This window comes from Burkholderia sp. LA-2-3-30-S1-D2 (assembly GCF_001523915.2).
Lineage (GTDB): Bacteria > Pseudomonadota > Gammaproteobacteria > Burkholderiales > Burkholderiaceae > Burkholderia > Burkholderia diffusa.
This window is the reverse complement of the sequence record NZ_CP013383.1, coordinates 1,096,634-1,119,706: the sequence shown is the minus strand read 5'-3', so window position 1 is coordinate 1,119,706 and position 23,073 is coordinate 1,096,634. Positions and strand designations below refer to the sequence as shown.

At 68.8% G+C, this 23,073-nt stretch carries 19 protein-coding genes; 6 read left to right on the top strand and 13 right to left on the bottom strand.

All coding sequences use genetic code 11. The features are described from left to right. The first annotated feature begins 26 nt into the window (after positions 1-26). The gene (locus tag WS66_RS05235) at positions 27-1,280 is read left to right on the top strand and encodes an MFS transporter (protein ID WP_059607298.1); all 1,254 of its coding nucleotides are present in this window, start codon (positions 27-29) and stop codon (positions 1,278-1,280) included. Between the two features lie 47 nt (positions 1,281-1,327). Here WS66_RS05235 and pdxR read toward each other — a convergent pair whose 3' ends face one another. Continuing rightward, entirely contained in the window at positions 1,328-2,800 is a 1,473-nt protein-coding gene (pdxR, locus tag WS66_RS05230; RefSeq protein WP_059607296.1) for a MocR-like pyridoxine biosynthesis transcription factor PdxR, read from the bottom strand. A gap of 161 nt (positions 2,801-2,961) precedes the next feature. On the opposite strand from pdxR, the gene WS66_RS05225 reads away from it, so the two are divergent. Then, positions 2,962-4,161 (top strand): GNAT family N-acetyltransferase, encoded by a 1,200-nt coding sequence (locus WS66_RS05225; protein ID WP_059607292.1) that lies wholly within the window; start codon positions 2,962-2,964, stop codon positions 4,159-4,161. Between the two features lie 23 nt (positions 4,162-4,184). Here the strand turns inward: WS66_RS05225 and WS66_RS05220 are convergent, their stop codons facing one another. Beyond that, positions 4,185-4,667 carry a DUF3331 domain-containing protein gene (locus WS66_RS05220; RefSeq protein WP_059607290.1) on the bottom strand — a complete coding sequence of 161 codons (483 nt, stop codon included), beginning with the start codon at positions 4,665-4,667 and terminating at the stop codon, positions 4,185-4,187. Positions 4,668-5,231: 564 nt separating this feature from the next. Here WS66_RS05220 and WS66_RS05215 point away from each other — a divergent pair. The 3 genes from WS66_RS05215 (at position 5,232) to WS66_RS05205 (ending at position 8,112) form a co-directional block, all read left to right on the top strand. After that, a complete protein-coding gene (locus tag WS66_RS05215; protein WP_059607288.1) occupies positions 5,232-6,296 on the top strand; it encodes a 2,3-butanediol dehydrogenase in 1,065 nt (354 codons plus the stop codon). 220 nt (positions 6,297-6,516) lie between these two features. Next, a complete protein-coding gene (locus WS66_RS05210) occupies positions 6,517-7,173 on the top strand; it encodes a VC0807 family protein (RefSeq protein ID WP_059607286.1) in 657 nt (218 codons plus the stop codon). 72 nt (positions 7,174-7,245) lie between these two features. Beyond that, positions 7,246-8,112 (top strand): CPBP family intramembrane glutamic endopeptidase, encoded by an 867-nt coding sequence (locus tag WS66_RS05205; RefSeq protein WP_059607284.1) that lies wholly within the window; start codon positions 7,246-7,248, stop codon positions 8,110-8,112. Positions 8,113-8,164: 52 nt separating this feature from the next. Here the strand turns inward: WS66_RS05205 and WS66_RS05200 are convergent, their stop codons facing one another. The 5 genes from WS66_RS05200 to WS66_RS05180 all read right to left on the bottom strand — a co-directional run bounded on the left by WS66_RS05200 (position 8,165) and on the right by WS66_RS05180 (position 13,949). After that, complete coding sequence (locus WS66_RS05200) at positions 8,165-9,145, bottom strand: aldo/keto reductase (RefSeq protein ID WP_059607282.1); 981 nt, start codon at positions 9,143-9,145, stop codon at positions 8,165-8,167. A gap of 231 nt (positions 9,146-9,376) precedes the next feature. Beyond that, the gene (locus WS66_RS05195) at positions 9,377-10,051 is read right to left on the bottom strand and encodes a MarC family protein (RefSeq protein WP_059607280.1); all 675 of its coding nucleotides are present in this window, start codon (positions 10,049-10,051) and stop codon (positions 9,377-9,379) included. Positions 10,052-10,171: 120 nt separating this feature from the next. Continuing rightward, entirely contained in the window at positions 10,172-10,972 is an 801-nt protein-coding gene (locus tag WS66_RS05190) for an enoyl-CoA hydratase-related protein (protein WP_059607278.1), read from the bottom strand. Between the two features lie 38 nt (positions 10,973-11,010). Then, positions 11,011-12,333, bottom strand: a complete 1,323-nt coding sequence (gene paaK / locus WS66_RS05185) for a phenylacetate--CoA ligase PaaK (RefSeq protein ID WP_059607276.1) — start codon at positions 12,331-12,333, stop codon at positions 11,011-11,013. 59 nt (positions 12,334-12,392) lie between these two features. Continuing rightward, a complete protein-coding gene (locus tag WS66_RS05180) occupies positions 12,393-13,949 on the bottom strand; it encodes a 3-hydroxyacyl-CoA dehydrogenase (protein WP_059607273.1) in 1,557 nt (518 codons plus the stop codon). Between the two features lie 545 nt (positions 13,950-14,494). On the opposite strand from WS66_RS05180, the gene WS66_RS05175 reads away from it, so the two are divergent. Continuing rightward, positions 14,495-15,583, top strand: coding sequence for a calcium:proton antiporter (locus WS66_RS05175; RefSeq protein WP_059607271.1), 1,089 nt, complete (start codon positions 14,495-14,497; stop codon positions 15,581-15,583). A 93-nt stretch (positions 15,584-15,676) separates the two neighbouring features. Here the strand turns inward: WS66_RS05175 and WS66_RS05170 are convergent, their stop codons facing one another. The 6 genes from WS66_RS05170 to WS66_RS05145 form a co-directional block, all read right to left on the bottom strand. Beyond that, positions 15,677-16,810, bottom strand: coding sequence for a transporter substrate-binding and LysM peptidoglycan-binding domain-containing protein (locus tag WS66_RS05170; RefSeq protein WP_059607270.1), 1,134 nt, complete (start codon positions 16,808-16,810; stop codon positions 15,677-15,679). A gap of 20 nt (positions 16,811-16,830) precedes the next feature. Further along, a complete protein-coding gene (locus WS66_RS05165) occupies positions 16,831-17,601 on the bottom strand; it encodes a hypothetical protein (RefSeq protein ID WP_059607268.1) in 771 nt (256 codons plus the stop codon). Between the two features lie 631 nt (positions 17,602-18,232). Continuing rightward, positions 18,233-19,087 carry an amidohydrolase family protein gene (locus tag WS66_RS05160; protein WP_059607266.1) on the bottom strand — a complete coding sequence of 285 codons (855 nt, stop codon included), beginning with the start codon at positions 19,085-19,087 and terminating at the stop codon, positions 18,233-18,235. Continuing rightward, positions 19,084-20,106, bottom strand: coding sequence for an NAD(P)-dependent oxidoreductase (locus WS66_RS05155; protein ID WP_059607264.1), 1,023 nt, complete (start codon positions 20,104-20,106; stop codon positions 19,084-19,086). Before WS66_RS05155 ends, WS66_RS05160 begins: the two co-directional genes overlap by 4 nt. Continuing rightward, on the bottom strand, positions 20,103-21,179 hold the full coding sequence (locus WS66_RS05150) for a LacI family DNA-binding transcriptional regulator (RefSeq protein WP_059607262.1): 1,077 nt from the start codon (positions 21,177-21,179) through the stop codon (positions 20,103-20,105). Before WS66_RS05150 ends, WS66_RS05155 begins: the two co-directional genes overlap by 4 nt. Before the next feature lie 8 nt (positions 21,180-21,187). Continuing rightward, on the bottom strand, positions 21,188-23,071 hold the full coding sequence (locus tag WS66_RS05145; protein WP_059607260.1) for a TRAP transporter large permease: 1,884 nt from the start codon (positions 23,069-23,071) through the stop codon (positions 21,188-21,190). Between the last annotated feature and the right edge of the window lie 2 nt (positions 23,072-23,073).

The window sequence follows — 23,073 nt, the reverse complement described above, 5'->3', positions numbered from 1 at the left end:
ATTCCGCAGCCCATCGGGTTCATACCATGTCGAATCCAGCGATTTCGTCCGCCGCGACGCGCGCCCCGAGCGCCGCGCCGGATGCGCTGCCCGCCGGCGTGTCGCCCCGCTCGGCGGCCTACAAGCGCATCGCACTGGCACTCTTCCTGGCCGGCTTTTCCACCTTCTCGCTGTTGTACTGCGTGCAGCCGCTGCTGCCTGCGTTCGCGCGCGAGTTCAACCTGGGCGCGGCGTCGAGCTCGCTATCCCTGTCGCTGTCGACGGGGATGCTGGCGGTCTCCATCCTGTGCGCCGGCGCGCTGTCCGAACGCTTCGGCCGACGCGGGCTGATGTTTGCGTCGATGACGCTCGCGGCACTGTTCAACGTGCTCTCGGCGATCGCGCCGAACTGGAACCTGCTGCTGATCTGGCGCGCGCTCGAAGGTTTCGCGCTCGGCGGCGTTCCGGCAGTGGCGATGGCCTATCTGGCCGAGGAAATCGCCGCCGACGGGCTGGGCCTGTCGATGGGTCTTTATGTCGGCGGCACCGCGTTCGGCGGCATGATCGGGCGAATCGGGATGAGCGTGCTCGAGGAGTATTTCTCCTGGCGCACCGCGATGCTGACGATCGGGATCATCGACCTCATCGCGTCGGTCGCGTTCGTGATGCTGCTGCCGCAGTCGCGACGCTTCGTGAAGCGAACCGACCTGACGGTGCGTCACCATCTGCGGCTGTGGAACGCGCAGTTGCATCATGCACGGCTGCCGTTCGTATTCGCGGTCGGCTTCCTCATGATGGGCGCGTTCGTGACCGTATACAACTACGCCGGGTTCCGGCTGACGGCCGCGCCGTTCAACCTGAGCGCGACCGCATGCGGGCTGATCTTCGGCGCCTACCTGTTCGGGATGGTGTCTTCGTCGGGCGCCGGCGCACTCGCCGATCGTCTCGGGCGCGCGCCCGTCCTCATCAGCGGCATTCTCGTGTTCGCGGCCGGCCTCGCGCTGACGCTGTCGCATTCGCTCGTCGCGATCATCGTCGGGATCGTGCTGATCACGATCGGCTTCTTCGTCGCGCATGCGGTCGCGAGCGGCTGGGTTGGCCACCTTGCGGGTTCCGCGAAGGGGCATGCCGCGTCGCTCTACCTGCTGGCCTATTACCTCGGGTCGAGCGTGCTGGGCTCGGTCGGCGGCACGTTCTGGCAACACGGTGCGTGGTCTGCGGTCGCCGCGTATGTCGCGGTGCTGCTCGTGCTCGGCCTGGCGGCTGCCCGCCGGATCATGCGCGAGGAACGCGTGCGGTAAGTTCCGATTCGCCCGCTTCGCCTCCCGGCAATGCGCAGCGACGCGACTCAATCGCCCGCGACCCGATGCGCGATCGTCGACAACGTCCGCAGCATCGGCGCGAACGCATCGGCCGACGTATTGCCGAACCCGAGCACGAGCCCGTTGGCCGCCGACGTCGCATGGATCGAAAAACCCGACAGCGGAAACGGCCCGATGCCGTGCACGCGCGCCGCCTCGACGATCGCGCGGTCGCGATAGCGTGCCGGCAGCCGCAGCGCCAGATGCAACCCGCACGGGCCGCCCTCGACCTGATGCGGCACGGCGAACGCGTCGTCCAGCGCGGCGAGCAGCAAGCGCCGCCGGTCGCGGTACAGCCGGCGCATCCGCCCGAGATGCCGCCCGTACTCGCCCGTCTCGATGAAATCGGCGAGCGCGAGCTGCACGTGGCGCGTCCCGCCGCGCAGCATCTCCGGCAACGCCGACCGCACCGCGGCCAGCAGCGCGTCGGGCAGCACGAGAAAACCGATCCGCAACGCCGGAAACATCGTCTTGCTGAACGAGCCGAGATAGACGACCGGCGAGTCGGCCGCGAGCCCGTGCAACGCGCCGATCGGCTCGCCGGTATGCCGAAACTCGCTGTCGTAATCGTCCTCGATGATCCACGCGCGATGCCGGCGTGCGGCGTCGATCAGTGCAAGCCGGCGCGAGATCGACAGCACCGCGCCGGTCGGGAACTGGTTCGACGGCGTGGTGTAGACGAGCCGGGGCGGCCGCTCGCGCCAGTTCGCGTCCTCCGCGCGCAGCCCCTCCGCGTCGACCGGCACCGGCACGACATCGAGATCGGCCGCCTGCATCGCGGTGCGCGCGCCGCGATAGCCGGGCTCCTCGACCCAGACCGTGTCGCCCGGGTTCGTCAGCAGTTGCGCGCACAACGCGATCGCACCCTGCGCGCCCTCGGTGATCACGATCTGCTCGGGATCGCAGCGCACGCCGCGCGTCACGGCCAGATGGCGCGCGATCGACTCGCGCAGTGCGCGCTCGCCGAGCGGGTCGCCGTACGCGAGCAGGTCGCGGCCGGCGCGGCGCAATGCACGGTCGATCGCGTGCCGCCACGCATCGACCGGGAAATGCGACAGCGCCGGCACGCCCGGCCGGAAGCCCTCCGATTCGCCGGTGCCGATCAGGCTCGGACGGATCCGGCCGAGCCGCTGCGCGACGGCCGGCGGTGCGGCCCGCCGACGCGGCGCGGCCGGCCGCGACAGGCCGACCACGCGCGTGCCGCGACGATCGGATTGCAGGAAGCCTTCGGCGACGAGCTGCTCGTAGACCGCGGCCGTCGTGTTGCGCGACACGCCGAGCGTCTCGGCCAGCGCACGCGTGCCGGGCAGCCGCGTGCCGGCCGGCATCGCGCCGCCGAGAATCGCATCGCGCACGCGGCGCAGCAACTGCCGCTGCAAGGAAGGCGCGCCGGCCGTGCGCGCGAGCGGCGCGTCGAGCGGCAGCAGTGGCGCGGCACCGGAAGGAATGGCAGTCGTCATCGGAATATCGCGGCGTGGAAGTCTCGGTGCATGGCGCCATCGTCGCGCCTTCGTGGCACCATAAATTTGCCATCGTCTGGCGCTTCTCATGGTACCTCGCCGGGACTACGATCGTCTGCATGCCGGCATGTCGCCGGCCGCCAACCGAAGCGAGATCGACCTTGTCCACGCTCACCAACGACTTCCAGCAGCCCATCGGCCACCCCGTTCCCGACTGGTCCGCGCGCGCGCGCCCGGAGCGCATCGTGCTCGAGGGCCGCTACTGCCGCCTCGAACCGCTCGACGCCGACCGCCATGCCGCCGACCTGTACGCCGCATATGCGCAGGCGCCCGACGGCGGCGACTGGACCTATCTCGCGCACGGGCCGTACGCCGACGAGTCGAGCTACCGCGACTACGCGCGCGGCGCGGCGGCGAGCGCCGATCCGCTGCACTACACGGTGATCGACCGCGCGACGAACCGCGCGGTCGGCACGCTCGCGCTGATGCGCATCGACCCGGCCAACGGCGTAATCGAGGTCGGCTCCGTCACGTTCTCGCCGCGGCTCAAGCGCACGCCGATTTCGACGGAAGCGCAGTACCTGCTGATGAAGTACGCGTTCGACACGCTCGGCTACCGCCGCTACGAATGGAAGTGCGACGCGCTCAACGAGCCGTCGCGCAAGGCGGCCGCGCGGCTCGGCTTCCGTTACGAGGGCACGTTCCGGCAGGCGATCATCTACAAGGGCCGCAATCGCGACACGGCATGGTTCTCGATCATCGACGGCGAATGGCCGGACGTGCGCGCCGCGTTCGAAGCCTGGCTCGCGCCGGAAAACTTCGACGCCAGCGGTACGCAACGCGAGTCGCTCGTTACGATCCGCCACGCGCGGGCGCGTGCGCGCGACGCAGCCAGCCGTGCGAACGACGCGACGCGCGTCACGGTCCGACCGCTCGTCGCCGCCGACGAAGCCGCCTGGCGCCCGCTGTGGCAGGATTACCAGCGGTTCTACGAGACAGCGCTGAGCGACGCCGTGTTCGCGACGACATGGGCGCGCCTGATGGATCCCGCCGAACCGATGTTCGCGCTCGGCGCCTTCGATGCGTCGGGCACGTTGGTCGGCATCGTGCACGCGATCTATCACCGCTCATGCTGGACCGAAGGGCCGTACTGCTATCTGCAGGACCTGTTCACGGCGGCCGACGCACGCGGACAAGGCGCGGGCGGTGCGCTGATCGAGGCCGTGTACGAGCGGGCCCGCGAAGCCGGCGCGAGCCGCGTGTACTGGCTCACGCACGAAACCAATACGACCGCGCGCGCGCTGTACGACAAGCTTGCGACCAACGCGGGGTTCATTCAGTACCGGAAAGATCTCAAGTAACGCGCGGGTGCAACCGGTCGCGCTCAGCCCAGGGCGTCGACCGGATCCGTCGCCTCGCCGCAGGCTGGTGCAATGTGACACGCGGCGCCGGCCGCAGGCGGCACCGACGCGGGGTGGATCATCTCGTCGCCGTTGACGGGCACCGGCCGCCGCACCGGCCGGTACACCGGTTCACCCGGCTCGATCGCCTGCCCCGAGATCGCGCAGCGGCCCGCCTGCAACGCGACGCGCAAGCGCCAGCGTTGCTCGCCGTAATGGCAGCGCCCGCTTTCGCTCCAGCGCACCAGCAAGCCGTCGTCGCCAGCTTCCAGCACCGACACGAACAGTTGCGGCCGCAACGGTGAAACGCCAGGTGCGACAGGCTCCGGGGATGACGCACGACCGGCGCGCTCCGACGGCCGGGCCATCCCGACCTCTGCCGGCAGCGGCATCGCGTCCCGCTCGTCGGCTACCAACATGTGGTACGAGACGTACCCGCAGATCAGGCTTTCGATGAAGTTTGGCATCCTGGACGACCTTCAGTGAAGATTGAAACGAGCCTCGCCGCGCTCGGCCCTTCGCGCAGCAGCGCCGGCCGATTCGGTCATGCGCCGCCTCCGGTGCCACCGCCGCGTACGCATGCGATCGGACATTGCCGCAGATGATACAAATTGAACTTGACTTCAAGTAAAGGGGGGGGTGCGCGCAACGATGCGTTTCACCGATCGGCACAATGGGCTGGCACGACGGTGGTGGAAGCGCAGCCACCCAGCCACGCGTCTCGCGTTTCGTCTCAATCAGCTGAGACGAATGTCCCGGTGTCTCACCCGCCCCAGCCCGTCGCAAGCGCAGCAAATTTCATGCGCGATTCGCTCTGCACCCCCTCATGCCCGCGAATGGCCAGCTGCTGCACCGCACACCTCCCCTCCGGCTCCGTCACCACCCGACCGCCCGTTCAGGCTGGCCCCGTTCCTGCATGTCGGTCGCTCGCGCAATCGCGCGACGGATGCATCGGCCCATTGCCGCGCGTCCGACAACAACCTGACGGAGACAGCAACGTGAGTACACCGGCACCGAACACCGCTCCCAGCATGAAGGCCGCCGTCTGGCACGGCCGCAACGACATCCGCGTCGAGGAGGTTCCCGTTCCGGCGCATCCGCCGGCCGGCTGGGTCCAGATCCGCGTGCACTGGTGCGGGATCTGCGGCTCCGACCTGCACGAGTACGTCGCCGGGCCCGTGTTCATCCCCGTCGACGCGCCGCATCCGCTGACGGGCCTGAAGGGACAGTGCATCCTCGGCCACGAATTCAGCGGAGAAATCGCGGCGCTCGGCGCCGGCGTGACGGGCTTCGCGGTCGGCGAGCGCGTGACGGCCGACGCGTGCCAGCATTGCGGCACCTGCTGGTATTGCCGGCACGGGCTGTACAACATCTGCGAGAACCTCGCGTTCACCGGGCTGATGAACAACGGCGCGTTCGCCGAATTCGTCAACGTGCCGGCCGAACTGCTGTACAAGCTGCCCGACGACTTCCCGACCGAGGCCGGCGCGCTGATCGAGCCGCTCGCGGTCGGGCTGCATGCGGTGAAGAAGGCCGGCAACATCGTCGGCCAGACCGTCGTCGTGGTCGGCGCCGGCACGATCGGCCTGTGCACGATCATGTGCGCGAAGGCCGCGGGCGCCGGACGCGTGATCGCGCTGGAAATGTCGGCCGCGCGCAAGCAGAAGGCGCTGGAAGTCGGCGCGACGGTCGTGATCGACCCGAAGGCGTCCGACGCGATCGCGGAAGTCAAGGCGCTGACGGGCGGCTACGGTGCCGACGTGTCGTTCGAGTGCATCGGGCACACGGCCACCGCGCAGCTTGCGATCGACGTGATCCGCAAGGCCGGCAAGTCGGTGATGGTCGGCATCTTCGAGGAGCCGACGTCGTTCAACTTCTTCGACATCGTGTCGACCGAGAAGGAAGTGATCGGCTCGCTCGCGTACAACGGCGAATTCGCGGACGTGATCCGCTTCATCGCGGACGGCCGCATCGACGTGCAGCCGCTGATCACCGGACGCATCAACCTCGGCGACATCGTCACGCATGGCTTCGAGGAACTGGTCAACCACAAGGACCGGAACGTGAAGATCATCGTCCAGCCCGCGACCGCCTGACGAACCTCGGACCGGCCGATGACCGCCGCGTGCCGGACGCACGCGGCGCCGAACGGTGCCGGGGCAACCCTGTCGCCGCCGCGACGGCCGCCCGGCCGGTACATGTTCCCGCCCGTTCTCGGTGCGCGCACAACGGCACCGGGCGCGGGCGCGCGGGGTCGGACTTCGATATACTCGAAGCGACATCACCGCCCCGCGCGCCGCCCGCGCACCCGCTTCCGTGAAACCACGAGCCGGCCTGATCCTCGAACTCGTCGTCAACCTGCTGCTGCCCTGGGTCGCATACCGGGTGGCGCATCCGTATTTCGGCGAAACCGGTGCACTGTATGCGTCGGCGATTCCACCGATCGTCTGGTCCGTCGTCGAATTCATCCGCTCGCGCCGCATCGATGCGGTGGCTGCCGTCGTGCTGCTCGGCATCGCGCTGTCGATCGCCGGCATGGCGCTCGGGGGCAGCGCGCGCACGTTGCTGATGCGCGAATCGCTCGCGTCCGGCACGATCGGCGTCGTGTTCCTGCTGTCGTTGTTCCGCGATCGTCCGCTGATCTTCTATCTCGCGCGTGCGACGGTGGCCCGCGAGATGGCCGGCGGCGCCGCGCGTTTCGAGGCGGTCTGGGCCGAGCAGCCGGGGCTGCGCCAGATGCTGCGGCTGATGACCTTCGTGTGGGGCGCGTGCATGACGCTCGAGATGCTGCTGCGCCTGTGGATGGTCGTCACATGGCCCGTCGAGCGCGTGCTCGTCGTGTCGCCGATCATGGGCTACACGGTGTTCGGCACGCTGCTGCTGTGGACCTTCTGGTACCGGCGGCGAATGCGCGAGCGCAACCGCGTCGACATCCCTGGCCGCGACGGCGTCACCGAAATCGCCGGCCGCTGACTGCCCGCCCCGCGGCAGGTCACGGCCGCTAGGGTATGATGCGCGGCGTTTCGTCCGACCCTGCATCGCCCCATGTCTCTCTCGCTTCTCCCGTGTGCCACGATCTGGCTCGCGCTGTTCGCGGCCGCTGCATTCGCGTGGCAGCGCCCGCTGCACGTCCTGAGCGTCGCCCTCGCCGCGCTCGGCTATGCCGCTGCGCTGGCGTTCGGCAAGCTCGAGCCGATCGTGCTCGCGCCGATCGCGCTGCTCGTGGCCGCCGCCTGGGGCGTCGCGCCGGGCCGTCCGTTCGCGGTGCGGATCGGCGCGCATGTCGTGTTCGCCGCGCTCGCGATCGCGTTGACCCTGCACCTGATCCCCGGCTTCCACAATCCGCGCGTGATCGCGCCGACGCGTTTCACGCCGGATGCCGTGCCGTTCACGATGTATCTGAATTTCGACAAGCCGCTCGTCGGCCTGTGGCTGCTGTGGGCGCTGCCGTGGATCGCGCCGGACGTCCCGCCGGCGCGCGCGTTGCGCACCGGTGCCGTGGCGGCCGTCGCGACGGCGGCCGCCTGCCTGGCCGGCGCGCTCGCCTTCGGGATGGTCGGCTGGGCGCCGAAATGGCCGGCGTCCGGCTGGATGTGGCTCGTCAACAACGTGCTGCTCGTCACGCTCGCCGAGGAAGCGCTGTTCCGAGGTTACGTGCAGGGTGGACTCACGCGCGTGCTCGGACGGTTCGGATGGGGACCATGGGCCGCGCTTGCGATCGGCGCGGTGCTGTTCGGCGCCGCGCACGCGGCCGGCGGCTGGCCCTGGATCGTGCTCGGCACGGTGGCCGGCTTCGGCTACGGTCTCGCCTGGCGGCGCGGCGGGCTGCTCGCGTCCGCGCTCGCGCATGCGGGGCTGAACGCGATCCACTTCGGGCTGTTCACCTACCCGATGCTCGCCGCCGCGCGCTGAACGCCGTGCGCGACGGGGCGGCGGCGGCAGCCCGCCGGTTTCGCGCGGTTGGTCAGTTGAAGCCAGCCACCGCGTGCGGCACGTAAGGGCCTTCAAGCGCCGCGATTTCGTCGTCCGTCAGCTTCAGTTGCAGGGCCCCGAGCGCATCGTCCAGATGCTGCGGCTTCGAGATGCCGACGATCGGTGCGGTGACACCGCGCTTGTGCGCGACCCACGCGAGCGCGACCTGCGCACGCGGCACGTTGCGCGCGGCGGCGATCGCGGCAACGGCCTCGACGACCGCGCGATCGGCATCGGCCGTCGCGTCGTAGAGCCGTTGGCCGACGTCGTCGCTCTGCTGCCGGCCGGACGACTCGTCCCAGTTGCGCGTCAGCCGGCCCCGCGCGAGCGGGCTCCACGGAATCACCGCGACGCCTTCGGCCTCGCACAGCGGCAGCATTTCCCGCTCCTCCTCGCGATACAGCAGGTTCAGATGGTTCTGCATGCTGACGAAGCGGGTCCAACCATTCAGCTTCGACGTATGCAGCGCCTTCGCGAACTGCCACGCGAACATCGACGACGCGCCGATGTAGCGCGCCTTGCCGGCCTTCACGACGTCGTGCAGCGCCTCGAGCGTCTCCTCGATCGGCGTGCCGTAATCCCAGCGGTGGATCTGGTACAGGTCGACGTAGTCGGTGCCGAGCCGCTTCAGGCTCTGGTCGATGTCGGTCATGATCGCCTTGCGCGACAACCCCGCGCCGTTCGGCCCCGGCCGCATCCGGTAGAACACCTTGGTCGCGATCACGACGTCGTCGCGCTTCGCGAAGTCGCGCAGCGCGCGGCCGACGATCTCCTCCGACGTGCCGTCCGAATACATGTTCGCGGTATCGAAGAAGTTGATCCCGGCCTCGATCGCGCGCTGGATGATCGGGCGGCTTTCCGCTTCCGGCAGCGTCCACGGATGCGTGCCGCGTGACGGCTCGCCGAACGTCATGCAGCCCAGCACCAGCTTCGACACGTCCATCCCGGTCGACCCGAATTTCACGTATTCCATCGCGCGCCTCGTCATTGAAGTGGGGTGACGGCCGGATGCGCGCCCCGGTTCGCCGCGCCGGGCGCGAACGCCGGGGGCATGCATCCGCCGGACGTCGCATGGTATCCCGCGGCGCGCAAACGCGTATCGGTGCGCTCGCGCTGCCGGCCAAGGCCGGACGGACGGACGAACGCCCCCCGCAGCCCGGACACGTCGCTCGGGCCCGGGTTGCGCGTCCAATGACGAACGAAGTTACTTGATCTGGTCGGCGAGCGGCTGCAGGAATTCGGAGAAGCCGGTCAGCATGATCTGCACGCCGATGCACAACAGCAGGAACGCCGACACGCGCTTCGCAACCTTGGTGCCTTCGGTGCCGAGATAGCGCGAGAGTAGCGCGGCACGGCTGTAGGTCAGCCAAATGACGACCGCGACGAGCGCGGAAACCGCGATCGACACGATGCTCGACAGCATGAACTCCGACAGCTTGTGCGTGCGATTCGCGTTCAGCGCGATCGCGGTGGCGATCGAGCCGGGGCCGACCGTCAGCGGCATGGTCAGCGGGAAGAACGCGCGGGTCATGATCGCATTCGCATCGATCGGCTTGATCGGCGTATCGCCGCCGCCCGCCGGCCCGTCGGGCTCGTTCAGCATCTGCCAGCCCGCCACCGCGACCGCGAAACCACCGCCGATCCGCAGCGCTTCCATCGAGATCCCGAAGAAATGCAGCACCGGCGTACCGACGAAGAAAGCGACCAGCAACACGATGAACGCGTTGAACCCGACCTTCTTCGCGAGCAGGTTGCGCTCGTGCACGGTCAGCGCCTCGGTGCGCTCGAGAAACAGGAACGCGATGCCCATCGGGTTGATGATGCCGATCAGGCCGGTGAAGCCGAACAGGATCTCGGAGATAAGGCGATTGACGATCATCGGAAGCGAAGAAGCGGTCAGGGCTGGGCCGGCGGCGCGCCGGGGGTCACGCATTGTAGAGCAAGCGCCCGCGCCCGCGACGCAAATCGCGCCGCGGGTCCGACGGGCCGCGCCCCGCCCTTATTCGGCGACCGGCTCCCACGCCGGCGGCCGCTTCGCGAAGAACGCGGCGAAGCCCTCCTTCGCTTCCGGCGTCGCACGCACGTGCGAGATCGTCTGCGCGGTGAACGCCGCGCGTTCGTCCGACGGCGGATACTCGCCGATCGCATCGAAAAAGCGCTTGATCTCCATCAGTGCGGTCGGGCCATTGCGGCTCAGCTCGGCGAGCGTCTTGTCCAGCGCCGCGTCGAGTGCGTCGGGCGGCACGGCCTGGTGGATCAGCCCGATCGCGACGGCTTCGCCGGCCGCGAGCTGCGTCGCGGTCAGCGCGAGCCGGCGCGCCTGGCGCTGGCCGACCGCCTCGACCAGATACGGGCCGATCACCGACGGCAGGATCCCGAAACGTGCCTCGCTGACCGAGAAGCGCGCGTGATCGCTCGCGATCACGATGTCGCAGGCCGCGCACAGGCCGACGCCGCCGCCGAACGCGTGGCCCTGCACGCGCGCGACCGTCGGCTTCGGGCACTGCCGGATCGCCCGCATCATCGCGGCGAACCGCTCGGCGTCGCGCAGGTTCGCGGCCGCGTCGTTCGCGCTCGCGCGCTGCATCCACTGCAGGTCGGCACCCGCGCAGAACGCGCGGCCGTCCGAGCGCAGCACGATCGCGCGCACGTCGTCGCGCCCGCCGAGCGTCGTGAACGCGTCGGTCAGCTCGGCGATCATCGTCTCGTCGAACGCGTTGAGCACGTCACCGCGCTGCAGCGCGACGGTCGCGATGCCGCGCGCATCGACGGCGACAGCCAGGGTCTTCAATCCATCCATCGAACAGGTTTCCTCAGGTAGAACGGCAAACATCCGAATTACGCGGCCTGGCGGCGGTCGATCACGCGCCGGGCCTTGCCGGTCGCGCTCGCGGGAATGCCGCCAGCCGCCAGCACCGTCACGCCGGACGACACACCGACCATCGTCTTGATCCGGTGCTGCAACTCGCGCGCGAGCGCCGCGCGATCGCTTTCGGTGACCGACGCGGCCGCTTCGGAGCGCAGTTCGACCGCGAGGTCGAGCCGGTCCATGTGACCGTCGCGCGACAGCGTGATCTGGAACTGGCCCGACAGCTGCGGCAGCGCCACGACGATCTCCTCGATCTGGCTCGGGAACACGTTCACGCCGCGCACGATCAGCATGTCGTCGGAGCGGCCGGTGATCTTCGCGAGACGGCGCATCGTGCGCGCGGTCGGCGGCAGCAGCGCGGTGAGGTCGCGCGTGCGGTAGCGGATCACCGGCATCGCTTCCTTCGTGAGCGACGTGAACACGAGCTCGCCCTGGCTGCCGTCCGGCAGCACTTCGCCGGTGACGGGATCGATGATCTCCGGATAGAAATGGTCTTCCCAGATCACCGGGCCGTCCTTCGTCTCCACGCATTCGCATGCGACGCCCGGGCCCATCACTTCCGACAGCCCGTAGATGTCCAGCGCGTCGATGCCCACGCGCGTCTCCACTTCCTCACGCAGCGCCTGCGTCCACGGCTCGGCGCCGAAGATGCCGATCTTCAGCGACGATTCGGCCGGGTCCATCCCCTGCCGCACCATCTCGTCGATCAGGTTCAGCATGTACGACGGCGTGACGAGAATGATCTTCGGCTCGAAATCGCGGATCAGCTGCACCTGCTTCTCGGTCTGGCCGCCCGACATCGGCACGACCATGCAGCCGAGCCGTTCCGCGCCGTAGTGAATCCCGAGACCGCCCGTGAAGAGCCCGTAGCCGAACGCGTTGTGCAGCGTGTCGCCCGGGCGGCCACCGGCCGCGCGGATCGAGCGCGCGGTGACGTTCGCCCAGGTATCGATGTCGCGCGCGGTGTAGCCGACCACCGTCGGCTTGCCCGTCGTGCCGCTCGACGCGTGCACGCGCACGACCTGCTCGCGCGGCACCGCGAACAGCCCGAACGGATAGTTGTCGCGCAAATCGTTCTTGGTCGAAAACGGGAATTTCGCGAGATCGGCGAGCGACTTCAGGTCGTCCGGATGCACGCCCGCCGCATCGAACGTGCGGCGATAGTGCGGGACGTTGTCGTACGCGTGGCGCAGCGACCACTTGAGGCGCTCGAGCTGCAGCGCGTGCAGTTCGTCGCGGCTGGCGGTCTCGATCGGCTCGAGGGCGGCGGCGGGATGCGTCGGGTGAGTCATCGGGGTGCTCCTCCAATGGAGTGATGTCGTTATCGTGTTCGGGGTAACGGGGCCGGCGGCTACGACCGGAACGTGCGGCCGGCCGCGTGCAGCATGGCGATGCGTGGCGACACGCGATAGCGGTCCTCGCCGTAGCTCGCCGCGAGATTCGACAGCACGCGATGCACGCGGCCGATGCCGATCGCATCGGCCCACACGAGCGGGCCGCACGGGTAGTTCACGCCCTTCTCCATCGCGAGATCGAGATCGGCGGGCGAGCACACGCCCTGGTTCACCGTGTCGGCCGCCTCGTTCGCGAGCATCGCGACGGTGCGCATCGCGACCATGCCCGGCACGTCCGCGACGCCGACGACGCGAAAACCCGCCTGCTGGAACAGGCCGACCGCGTCCGCATAGGCCGCATCGCTGCACTGGAGCGCGCGCGTCAGCGCGACGAGCCCGGCCTGCGCGTAATCGCGGGCAAGATCGACCAGCACGAGATCGGCCACGCCGGTTTGCGCGGCGCGCGCGGTCGCGGTGCGGCCGTCGGTCAGCGCGATCGACGCGCGGCCGGCCACGGCCAGCAGTTCGTCGGCATGCGCGCCGCTCTGCCGCGCGCCCGCGATGCGTTCAGCGAAGCGTGCATGCAGCGCGGCGGCCGGGCCGTCCTGCGCGAACAGCGCGACGTCGGCCGGCGCGTCGCGCGCCGCTTCCAGCTCGGGCGCGGGCGGCGTCGCGCCGTCGGCATATGAATAGAAGCCGCGCCCCGACTTGCGTCCGAGGAAGCCCGCGTTCACGAGCTCCTGCTGGATCAGCGACGGCGTGTAGCGCGGGTCATTGAAGTACGCGCGAAATACGGACTCGGTCACCGCGAAGTTCACGTCGTGGCCGATCAGGTCCATCAGCTCGAACGGCCCCATCCGGAAGCCGCCGGCTTCGCGCATCACCGCATCGATCGACGCCGGCGTGCCGCCCTGCTCGTTCAGCACGCGCAGCGCCTCCGCGTAATACGGCCGCGCGACGCGGTTCACGATGAAGCCCGGCGTCGACTTCGCCAGCACCGGCCGCTTGCCCCACGCGGCGGCGGTGTCGTACAGCACCTGCGCGACTTCCGGCGCGGTCGCGAGCCCGCTGACCACCTCGACGAGCGCCATCAGCGGCGCCGGATTGAAGAAATGCAGGCCGGCCACGCGTTGCGGCGCTCGCAGCCCGGCCGCGATCGACGTGATCGAGATCGACGACGTGTTGGTCGCCAGCACGCAGCGATCGTCGACATGGCGCTCGAGCGTCGCGAATATCTCGCGCTTCACGTCGAGCCGCTCGGCCGCCGCCTCGACGATCAGCGCCGCGCCGGCGAACTCGTCCAGCGCGCGCACCGCGCGAATGCGGCTGCCGGCCGCCTCCGCTTGCGCCGGCTCGAGACGGCCCTTCTCCGCGAGCCGCGCGAACTGCGCGCGGATGCCGGCAAGCGCCTTGTCGCACGCGGCTTCGTTCAGGTCGTACAGCAGCACCGCATGGCCGGCCGCCGCGGCAACCTGCGCGATGCCCGCGCCCATCGCGCCCGCGCCGATCACGCCGACGACCGCCGACGGCGCCAGCGCGCCCGAATTCACCGAATGTGCAGAAGAAACAGCCATCGCTTGCGATCCGTCATGAAGTGGAGGTGCGAGCGATTATAAACCGACCGGTCGGTAGATTTATGTCAGGGCGAGCCCGAATTTGTCGTGCAAGAGACCGTTACGGAAACTGTAAAACTCAAAAAATCGAACGGTCCGGGCACTTTTTGCAAATCGAAAGGTCAATGAAAGCGTTCGAATATGAGATAGTGCCCCCGAACGCCTGATAAAATTCGACAATTCGCCGGATTTCAGGGGGAAACCGCGTGTCACGACGTTGCCGTCCATCGTCCGCGCCCTTTCGGGGTCGGTTCAATACCGCCCGGCATGCCTGTCGTCACGTGCGAGTGACCGCCTCCGGCACTCGGTCGCATCGAACCGTTTCATCCAGCGACGGGCCTCCGCCCGCCCGCGCCCCTCGCCGCCTTACGGCGGCGAACCCGTGGCAGCGCAGTTCCGTGCTGCCGCGCATCGGCTTCATCATCCTCGTTCGGCGGATCATCCGGCCGGGCTTCGTCAACCCGTGACGGCGCGTCGCGCGCCGTCACTCGCATAGGAAACCGTCCATGCCGCTCTCGTCCAACCAGCTCCCGCGCTGGACCCTCTGGGCCCCGCTTGCCGCATGGCTGGTACTCGCGCTGTCGCGCGTCGTGCCGGCCGAAGGCCTCGTCATCGCCGTGTTCGCCGCCGCGCTCGCCGGCGCCGTGTTCGCCGCCGTCCACCATGCCGAAGTCGTCGCGCACCGCGTCGGCGAGCCGTTCGGCACGCTCGTGCTCGCGGTCGCCGTGACCGTCATCGAAGTCGCGCTGATCGTGTCGGTGATGCTCGGCGCAGGCCCCGAGAAATCGGGCCTCGCGCGCGACACCGTGTTCGCCGCCGTCATGATCATCTGCAACGGCATCGTCGGCCTCTGCCTGCTGGTCGGTGCGTGGAAGCACGGCGAACAGGATTTCCAGGGGCGCGGCGCGAGCAAGGCGCTCGCGGTGCTCGCGTCGCTGTCGGTGCTGTCGCTCGTGATGCCGAACTATCTGAACGCCGCGCCGGGCCCGTTCTTTTCGAAATCGCAGCTGGCGTTCGCCGGCGTGTCGTCGCTCGTGCTGTACGGCGCATTCGTGTTCGTGCAGACCGTGCGCCACCGCGACTACTTCCTCACCGAGCACGACAGCGCGAACGAATCGGTGCACGCGGCGCCGCCGAGCGGCCGCACCGCGCTGACCAGCCTCGTGCTGCTGTTCGCGAGCCTCGTCGCGGTCGTGCTGCTCGCCAAGCTGCTGTCGCCGGCCGTCGAGCATGCGGTGATGAAGCTCGGCGCGCCGGAAGCGGCGGTCGGCATCGTGATCGCCGCGCTCGTGCTGCTGCCCGAAGGGCTCGCGGCCGTCACCGCCGCGCGCGCGAATCGCCTGCAGACCAGCATGAACCTCGCGCTCGGCTCGGCACTCGCGAGCATCGGGCTGACGATTCCGACCGTCGCGGCCGTGTTCATCTGGGTCGGCCAGCCGCTCACACTCGGCATCGGCGCGATGGAAACCGTGCTGCTGTCCCTGACGCTGCTGGTCAGCACGCTGACGCTCAGCCAGGGACGCACGACGGTACTGCACGGTGTCGTGCATTTGTCGCTGTTCGCAGCCTACCTGTTCCTGTCGATCACGCACTGATGCAAAGCGGCGCGCGGCACGGCGAAAACGATCCGCCGTGCCGCGCGCCGTACTTCACCTTCCCCGCTTCACCTTCTTCGCTCCACGCCGCGCCTACCGGGCCGGAATCACGAGATGCTGGCCAGCCAGGATCAGGTTCGGGTTCGCGAGGTTGTTGCGGCGCTGGATCTCGCGATAGCGCTGGCCGCTGCCGAGCTTGCTCGCCGCGATCATGTTCAGCGTGTCGCCCGCCTTCACCAAGTACGTCTTTTCGCCCGACGCGGCCGCGGTCGTCATCGTCTGGTCGCTGACGAAGTACTTGCGCAGCAGGTCCAGATACTGCGGCGACTGCTTGAGCTTCGCGATCGCGGCGTTCAGGTAGATGAGCAGGTCCTGGTCGTCGGCACGCACGCCGATCTTGTACGCGATGTTCGAGCCGTCGAGCTTGGTCACCGCGAACTTCAGGTCGGTGCCCTTGATCGAGCTGACCGCGAACGGATAGTCGTAGATGAACGCGTCGACCGCATGGCCGTCGAGGCTCTTCGCGATGAACGCCGGGTCGGAATCGTCGACCTCGACGAACCGGACGTTCGGATACTGGCGCGTGACGAATGCACGCACGTCCGGGTCGCCCTTCAGGATGCCGACCGTCTTGCCGGCCAGATCGTCGGCCGAGCGGATCGCGGAGCCTTGCCGCACGATCAGCGAATAGCCGAAATCATCGACGTACGGCACCGAGTAGACGACGCCAGCCGGCGTGTTGTCCGGGAACGTCAGCCCGTCCATCGCGACGTCGACGACATGGTTGCCCTTCGCATCGGTGTCGAGCAGCTGCTTCGGCACGCCCGGATACGTGTCGACTTCGTGACGCGTATCGACGACGACCGGCTTGCCGCCGTGCGAGAACGACGGATCCGAGAACAGCAGCCGCGCGAATTCGACGTTGAAGCCGTGCGGCGCGCCCTTGTCCTCGCCGAAGAACGGCTCGCTCGGGTTCTGCACCGAGACGCGCACGACGCCGTTTTCGGCGATCGATTTCAGCGTGCTCGTCTGCGGCGTGAAGCCGGCCGGCAGCACGTTGGAGGACGTCGACGTCTGCGCGGGCTGGCCCGCGTCGCCTGCCTGCGCGGACGTCGCGCCCGGCGCCGCATCGTGCGCGGGAATCAGTGTCGACAGGCCGCCCTGGTGGACGATCCATACGCCGACGAGCACCACCAGAAACACGACTGCACCGAGAAGTTTTTTCATGGTTGCGTGCCTGCGGGAAGTTATTGTTGTTTCGACGGCAATGCAGCGGCCTGTGCCGCGTCGGGGCCGGGCACGGGCGTGCCGTTCATCACCGCCTGCTGTTGCGCCTGCTTGACCTCGGGATTGTCCAGCAGCGACGTCTCCATTTCGGAAAATGCCTTGTTCACCGAGCGCATCACCGAATCAACGGCCACGTCGGTCTTGATCTGCTCGAACGTATCGGCCGTCTGCCGGCCCGCGAGCTTGTTCATGTGCTGGGCCGCCTGCGACATGTCCCACATCGCCTTCGCGCGGTCGATCGCGGAGGCGAAATTCTTCAGTTCCGCCTGCACCTGCTTGTAGCGGCTTTCGCGAAACGCAAGCAGTTGCTTCATCGTGTCGAGCTGCGCGCGAAAGCGTGGCGCGTCGTCCGGATACTGCTTCTCGAACAGCTCGGTCTTGTTTTCGAAGTTCTTCACTTCGGTGCGGAAAGCGGTGATGCTGTCCGCGAATTTCTGCGCCGCCTGGCGCTTTTCCGCGAGCTGGTTGATGAGCGTCTCGATCGGATTCGACTGCGCTTCCTCGACGATCATCTTCACCTTCTGGTTCGCGAACTTCATCGCGACGACAGGCGCGAGATAGATCGCCCCGAGGCCGATCACGGCCGCCGTGATCAGCGCGATCATCCCCTTCAGGACGAACAGCGCGGCCGGTGCCGCGATCGCGACGCCGGCGATGATGATCGCCCATTTGATCAGCTTTGCCTTGCCACTCCCCGAACTGCCGTTTGCTTCATTCGAAAGCTGCGACATGAGTTTTTCTCCTTGAACCTCGAACTGAACTGCGTGCGTAAGCATGCGTCATGCTCAATCGAAATGCTTCGGACTCCGGTGCCGCCGCGCGCGCGGGAGGGTTGACGGCACGATGCGTGGACGCGCGGCGGCGGCGTCACGACACGCCGGTGTAAGCGTCATGCGCGATACGGTATTCGGGCGCGACGGGCTGGCGCGCGACGCGCCGGCGCCGATCGGCACGGCTCATCGTCGCGGCCAGCGCGCGGACGGGAAAGTGTACCGATGCACGGTACGAAACGGGATGACGGATACGTGACGCGACGGGCGTCGGGAAAATCGTGGCGGGTCGGCGGCTGCGGCGCCGGGATTCCGGTACGAGTGCGTGAAGGCTCATCGTTGTTCTTGTGCGCGTCGCTGATGCGGGAACGCGCGGCCAGCGCGCCCCGCTCCAAATGCACGCACGTATCCTGCGCCGACCGGCATGCAGCGTCAAGCGGTCGGCACGGCGGCGCGTTGCCTTTTCGCGATCGAAAGCGTGCGCGGCGCGTCAGCTTTCCGAACAGTAAGGATGTTGCCGACGCCGCGACGCATCGCGCGCGGTCGGGATGGATTTGCATCGAAGCGCGGCCCGCGGCCGGCCGACAGGATCTTACGTCGCGGCGCCGATCGAGGTGTCCGCATCGAACCCGTACAGCACCGCGGGATTGTCGACGAGTATCGCGCGGCCGACCGCCTCGTCCGCCGCGCAGGCGTGCAACCAGCCGAGCAGGTGCGCATCGTCGGGTACCGGCGACGCGTTCGGATGCGGCCAGTTGCTGCCCCACACGCAGCGCGCCGAATGTTCGCGCGCGAGCACGGCGGCAAGGCGTGCGACGTCGTCGTAACCGGGCGCACCGGATCGTGAAGTCTCGTAAGGCGCGGACAGCTTCACCCAAACGTGGCCGCGATCCAGCAGGCGCCGCAATGCGACGAACGCCGGCGCACTCGGAGCCACCGGCGTCAGGAACTTGCCCGTGTGATCGATGACGACACGCGCCGGCAAGGACGTCAGCATCGCCTCGACGTCGGGCAGCGTCCGGCCATCGAGCTGCAGGTCGATGTGCCAGCCGAGCGGCGCGATTCGCGTGGCCATCCGCTCGAGCTCGTCCCATCGCGCGACGCCGCCCGACAGCGTCATGAACCGCACACCGCGGATGCCTCCCGCGTGCAGCCGTTCGAGCTCAGCGTCCGGCACGTCGACCGGCAACGTCGCGACGCCACGCGCCTGCGGGCCGAGCGCGGCCAGCGCATCGAGCGTGCAGCGGTTGTCGAACCCATAACCGGTCGGCTGCACGACGACCACGCGCGCGAGGCCAAGCGCGCGTTGCACGCGGCGATACGCGTCCACCGGCGCATGCGGCGGGCGGAACGTCGCCGTCGGCGCGAGCGGATACGCATCGTCGTAAATGTGAATATGGCAATCGCATGCGGGCGACGGCCGTGTACCGGCCAGGTCGTGCGTCATCGCGCGCCCGGCGCGGCGGATGCGTCGACCGAGCGCCAGCGTGCGAGCCGCGTCGCGTGCGCGGCGTTGACCGCTCCGTTCGGCACGCGTGCGTCAAGCAGCGCGGCGAGTTGTTCGACCGTCTCCATTGCCTGGTGCTCGACCGCCGGCCGCGTCAGTCCGCCGATATGCGGCGTGGCGATCACGCGCGGATGCGCGGCGAGCTCGGGCGTGGGCATCTGGTCCGTCGCCCGGCCGACATCGAGCGCGCAACCGGCCAGCCTGCCGCCGTCGAGCGCGTCGGCCAGCGCCTGCTCGTCGACGAGCTCGCCGCGCGACGCATTGATGAAGCACGCGCCCGGCTTCATCGCGGCGAACGCGCCCGCGTCGAACAGGTTCGCGGTGGCGGGCGTCGCCGGCGCGAGGCACACGACGTAGTCCGCATCGCGCAGCAAGGTCGTGCGGTCGACCTGTTCGATCGACGGCGTGTCGACCCGCACGTACGGATCGCACACGAGCACGCGCATCCCGAACGCCGTCGCGATCGGCGCGAGATGGCGCGCGATCTGTCCATAGCCGACCACGCCCAGCGTGCTGCCGCGCAATTCGCGGCCCATCCGCGGCAGCGGCGGCGTGCCGCGGTGGTACGTAGCGGCATAGGCGCCGATCCCGCGCGCGAGGTCGATCATCGCGCCGATCACCCACTCCGCGACGGCCGGCCCGAAACCGGGGCTCGCCTGCGTGACCAGCACGCCGAATTCGCTCGCCGCGTCGACGTCGACGGTACGAATGTCGACCGCGCAGCGCAGGAACGCGGCGAGCGCCGGCAGCTCCGCGAACAGCGCGCGCGGCGCCGGCGTCTGCCGGTACGCGATCATCGCATCGCATCCTTGGGCGGCGGCGATCAGCTCGTCCGTGCCGAGCTCACGGTCGAGCGGATTGCACGTGACGTCCGCGAACGCCTGCAGCGCGCGCAGCGCCTTCGCACCGAAGTAGTAATCGAGCATCCCGGACGGATGGGTCACGTAGACGCGCGTCATGCGGGGGCTCCGTTCGATTCGACCGCATGCGGCGGCGGCGGCGCGACCGATGCGCGCTCGATGAGCGTGACGCCCGGGAACACGCACTGCCCGGGCTCCGACAGGTCGCCGTCGTGCCGCATCACGCGCCGCACCATCTCCGCGGCCATGTCCGTGACGGGCAGCTGCACCGTGGTCAGCGCCGGCCACGAGATCGCCGACAGGAAGTGGCCATCCATCCCGACGACCGACACATCGTCCGGCACGCGCAATCCGCCGTCGCGCAGCCCGGCCATCAGGCCCAGCGCGAACAGGTCGTTGACCGCGACGATGCCGGTCGGCCGCGCAGGATCGGCCGCGAGCGCGGCGCCGAGCGCACGCCCGACCTCGACGATCACGGCGTCGCCGTATTCGTTCGCCGGACCGCCATCGAGCACTTGCGCATCGGCGCCCGCGTCGCGCGCTGCCGCGAGAAAGCCGCGAATCTTGTCGCTGCGGCTCACGGTGACGCCGGCCACCGTCGCGAATGCGAGCCGCGTATGGCCCGCGGCGACGAGGCAGTCGGTCGCGAGCCGCGCGGCCGCCTCGTTGTCGGCCGTCACGTGATCGACCTTCGATTGTGCGCCGGGCGTTGCGCGGCGGTCGTAGCTGACGACCGTCATCCCGCGTTCGGCCGCACGTTCGAGGTGGCTTTCGTCGGCAAGCGACGAGATCACGATCACGCGCCGCACGCCGTGCGCGAACAGGTCGTCGAAGAACGACGCCTCCTTGCCCGCGTCGCGGTACGTGTTGCCGATCAGCACGCGATGGCCATACTGCTCCTGCGCGCAAGCCTCGATCTCGCGCGCGATGTAGCCGTACATCGGATTCGCCATCGACGGCACCAGCAGCCCGACGAGCGGCGTCTGTCCCGTCTTGAGCTGGCGCGCCAGCGTGCTCGGCCGGTACTGCAGCGCATCCATCGACGCCTTCACGCGTTCGAGCGTCTCCGGCTTCATCTGATCGGTGCGGCCGTTGAGCACGTTCGAAACCGTGCTGACCGAAACGGCCGCATGACGGGCCACGTCCTGAATCGTACTCATGTCGTCTTGCAATGAACGGGCTACAGGCCGAAACGGGCCGGCAGCCACAACGAAAACGCCGGTGCGAAGATCAGCGCCACGAGGGCGACCAGCAGCACCAGCAGGTATTTCACCATCGGCCGCGCCACGCGTGCGACCTCGGTCCCCGTGATCGCGCAGGTCGTGAACAGCCCGAGCCCGACGGGCGGCGCGAACAATCCGAGCCCCATCGCCACCACCACGACCGTACCGAAATGCAGCGGGTTGATGCCGAGCTGCAGCGCGATCGGCGCGAGCAGCGGCCCGAAGATGATCAGCGCGGGCGCGCCTTCGAGCACGGCGCCGAACACGATCATCAGCAGCGCCGCCAGCAACAGGAACGCCGTCGAGCCGTACTGATGGGCAAACGCTGTCATTGTGCCCGAGACGAGCGCGGGAATCTGCTCGATCGACAACGCGAACGACACGCTCGATGCCGCCGCGACGATGAACAGGATACCGCTCGCCATCGACGCCGCACGCACGAACACGCGGCCGACCGAGCGCCAGGTCAGTTCGCGGAACGCCGCCCAGCCGACCACCAGCGCATAGACCACCGCGAACGCCGACACTTCCGTCGACGTCGCGATGCCCGACGTCACGCCCTTGCCGATCATCGCGACCATGATCAGCGCGACGAGCGCGCCGCCCGCGAGCGGCAGCCACGCGCGGCGTTCGACGAACACCGCGTCGATGTCGATCCGGCGTCCGCAGATCACGGTCACGACCGCCAGCGACGCGGCGAGCACGGCCGCCGGCACGATCCCCGCGACGAACAGCCCCGCGATCGAGATGTTCGCGACGAAGCCCATGATGATCATGTTCACGCACGGCGGAATCGTCTCCGCCATCACCGCGCTGCACGCAAGCAGCGCCGCGGTTTCGTCGGGATCCTGCCGCGCGCGGCGCACGGCCGGCATCACGACGCCGCCCACCGCCGCGATATCGGCCAGCTTCGAACCCGACACGCCGGAAAAGCACGCCGTCGCGAAGATCACGATCAGCCCGAGCCCGCCGCGCACGCGCCCGAAGATCCGCAGCAACAACTCGACGAGCCGCGCGGACATCCCGTTCGACTCCATCAGCAAGCCGGCCAGCACGAAGAACGGCACGGCGAGCAGCACGAAGTGATCGGCACCTGCCATCACCTGCTGCGAGTAGACGAGCAACGGCAGCGTCGGATCGGCGAGGAAGTAAAGCAGCACCGAGAACGCGAGCACGAAGCCGATCGGCACGCCCAGCACGAGCCCGCCGACGAAGCCGGCGATCAGCAGCGCCCCCGGCGCGATCGCGTGCTCGGGCCGCAGCGCGTTCCAGCCGTACACGGCGCCTGCGAGCACGGCGCAGCACGCAAGCGTGCCGAGCACGCGACGGCGCGGCGCGTTCAGTGCGTTCGCGAGCGCGAACACACTCATGAACAGCGCGCCGAACATCATCGGATACACGTTGATCCATCCCGGCAGGCCGCCGGTCGTCAACTGATCGTACGAGTCGCCGAGCAACTGCCACGACGACGCCAGCAGGTTCAGCGACACCGCCGCGACGATCCAGTGCCCGATCTGCACGAGCGCGCCCTGCCAGCGTGCCGGCAGCCAGCCGCGGAACAGGTCGATGCCGACGTGCTGACTGCGGCCGAGCACCGTCGCCGCGCCGAAGAACACCAGCACGATCATCAGCGCGCTCGCGACCTCCTCGGCCCAGTCGACCGGATCGTGCAGGAAATAGCGGAAGACGACCGACACGAACACGACCAGCACGTCGACGGCCAGCACGGCGGCCGACACGTATTCGATCCAGCGCATCGCCGCATCCAGCGCGCGGGCGGCGCGCACGGGGCGCCCTGGGTCGACGGCCGGCGCGACGCTCGAAACGGAACCTGTATCCATCG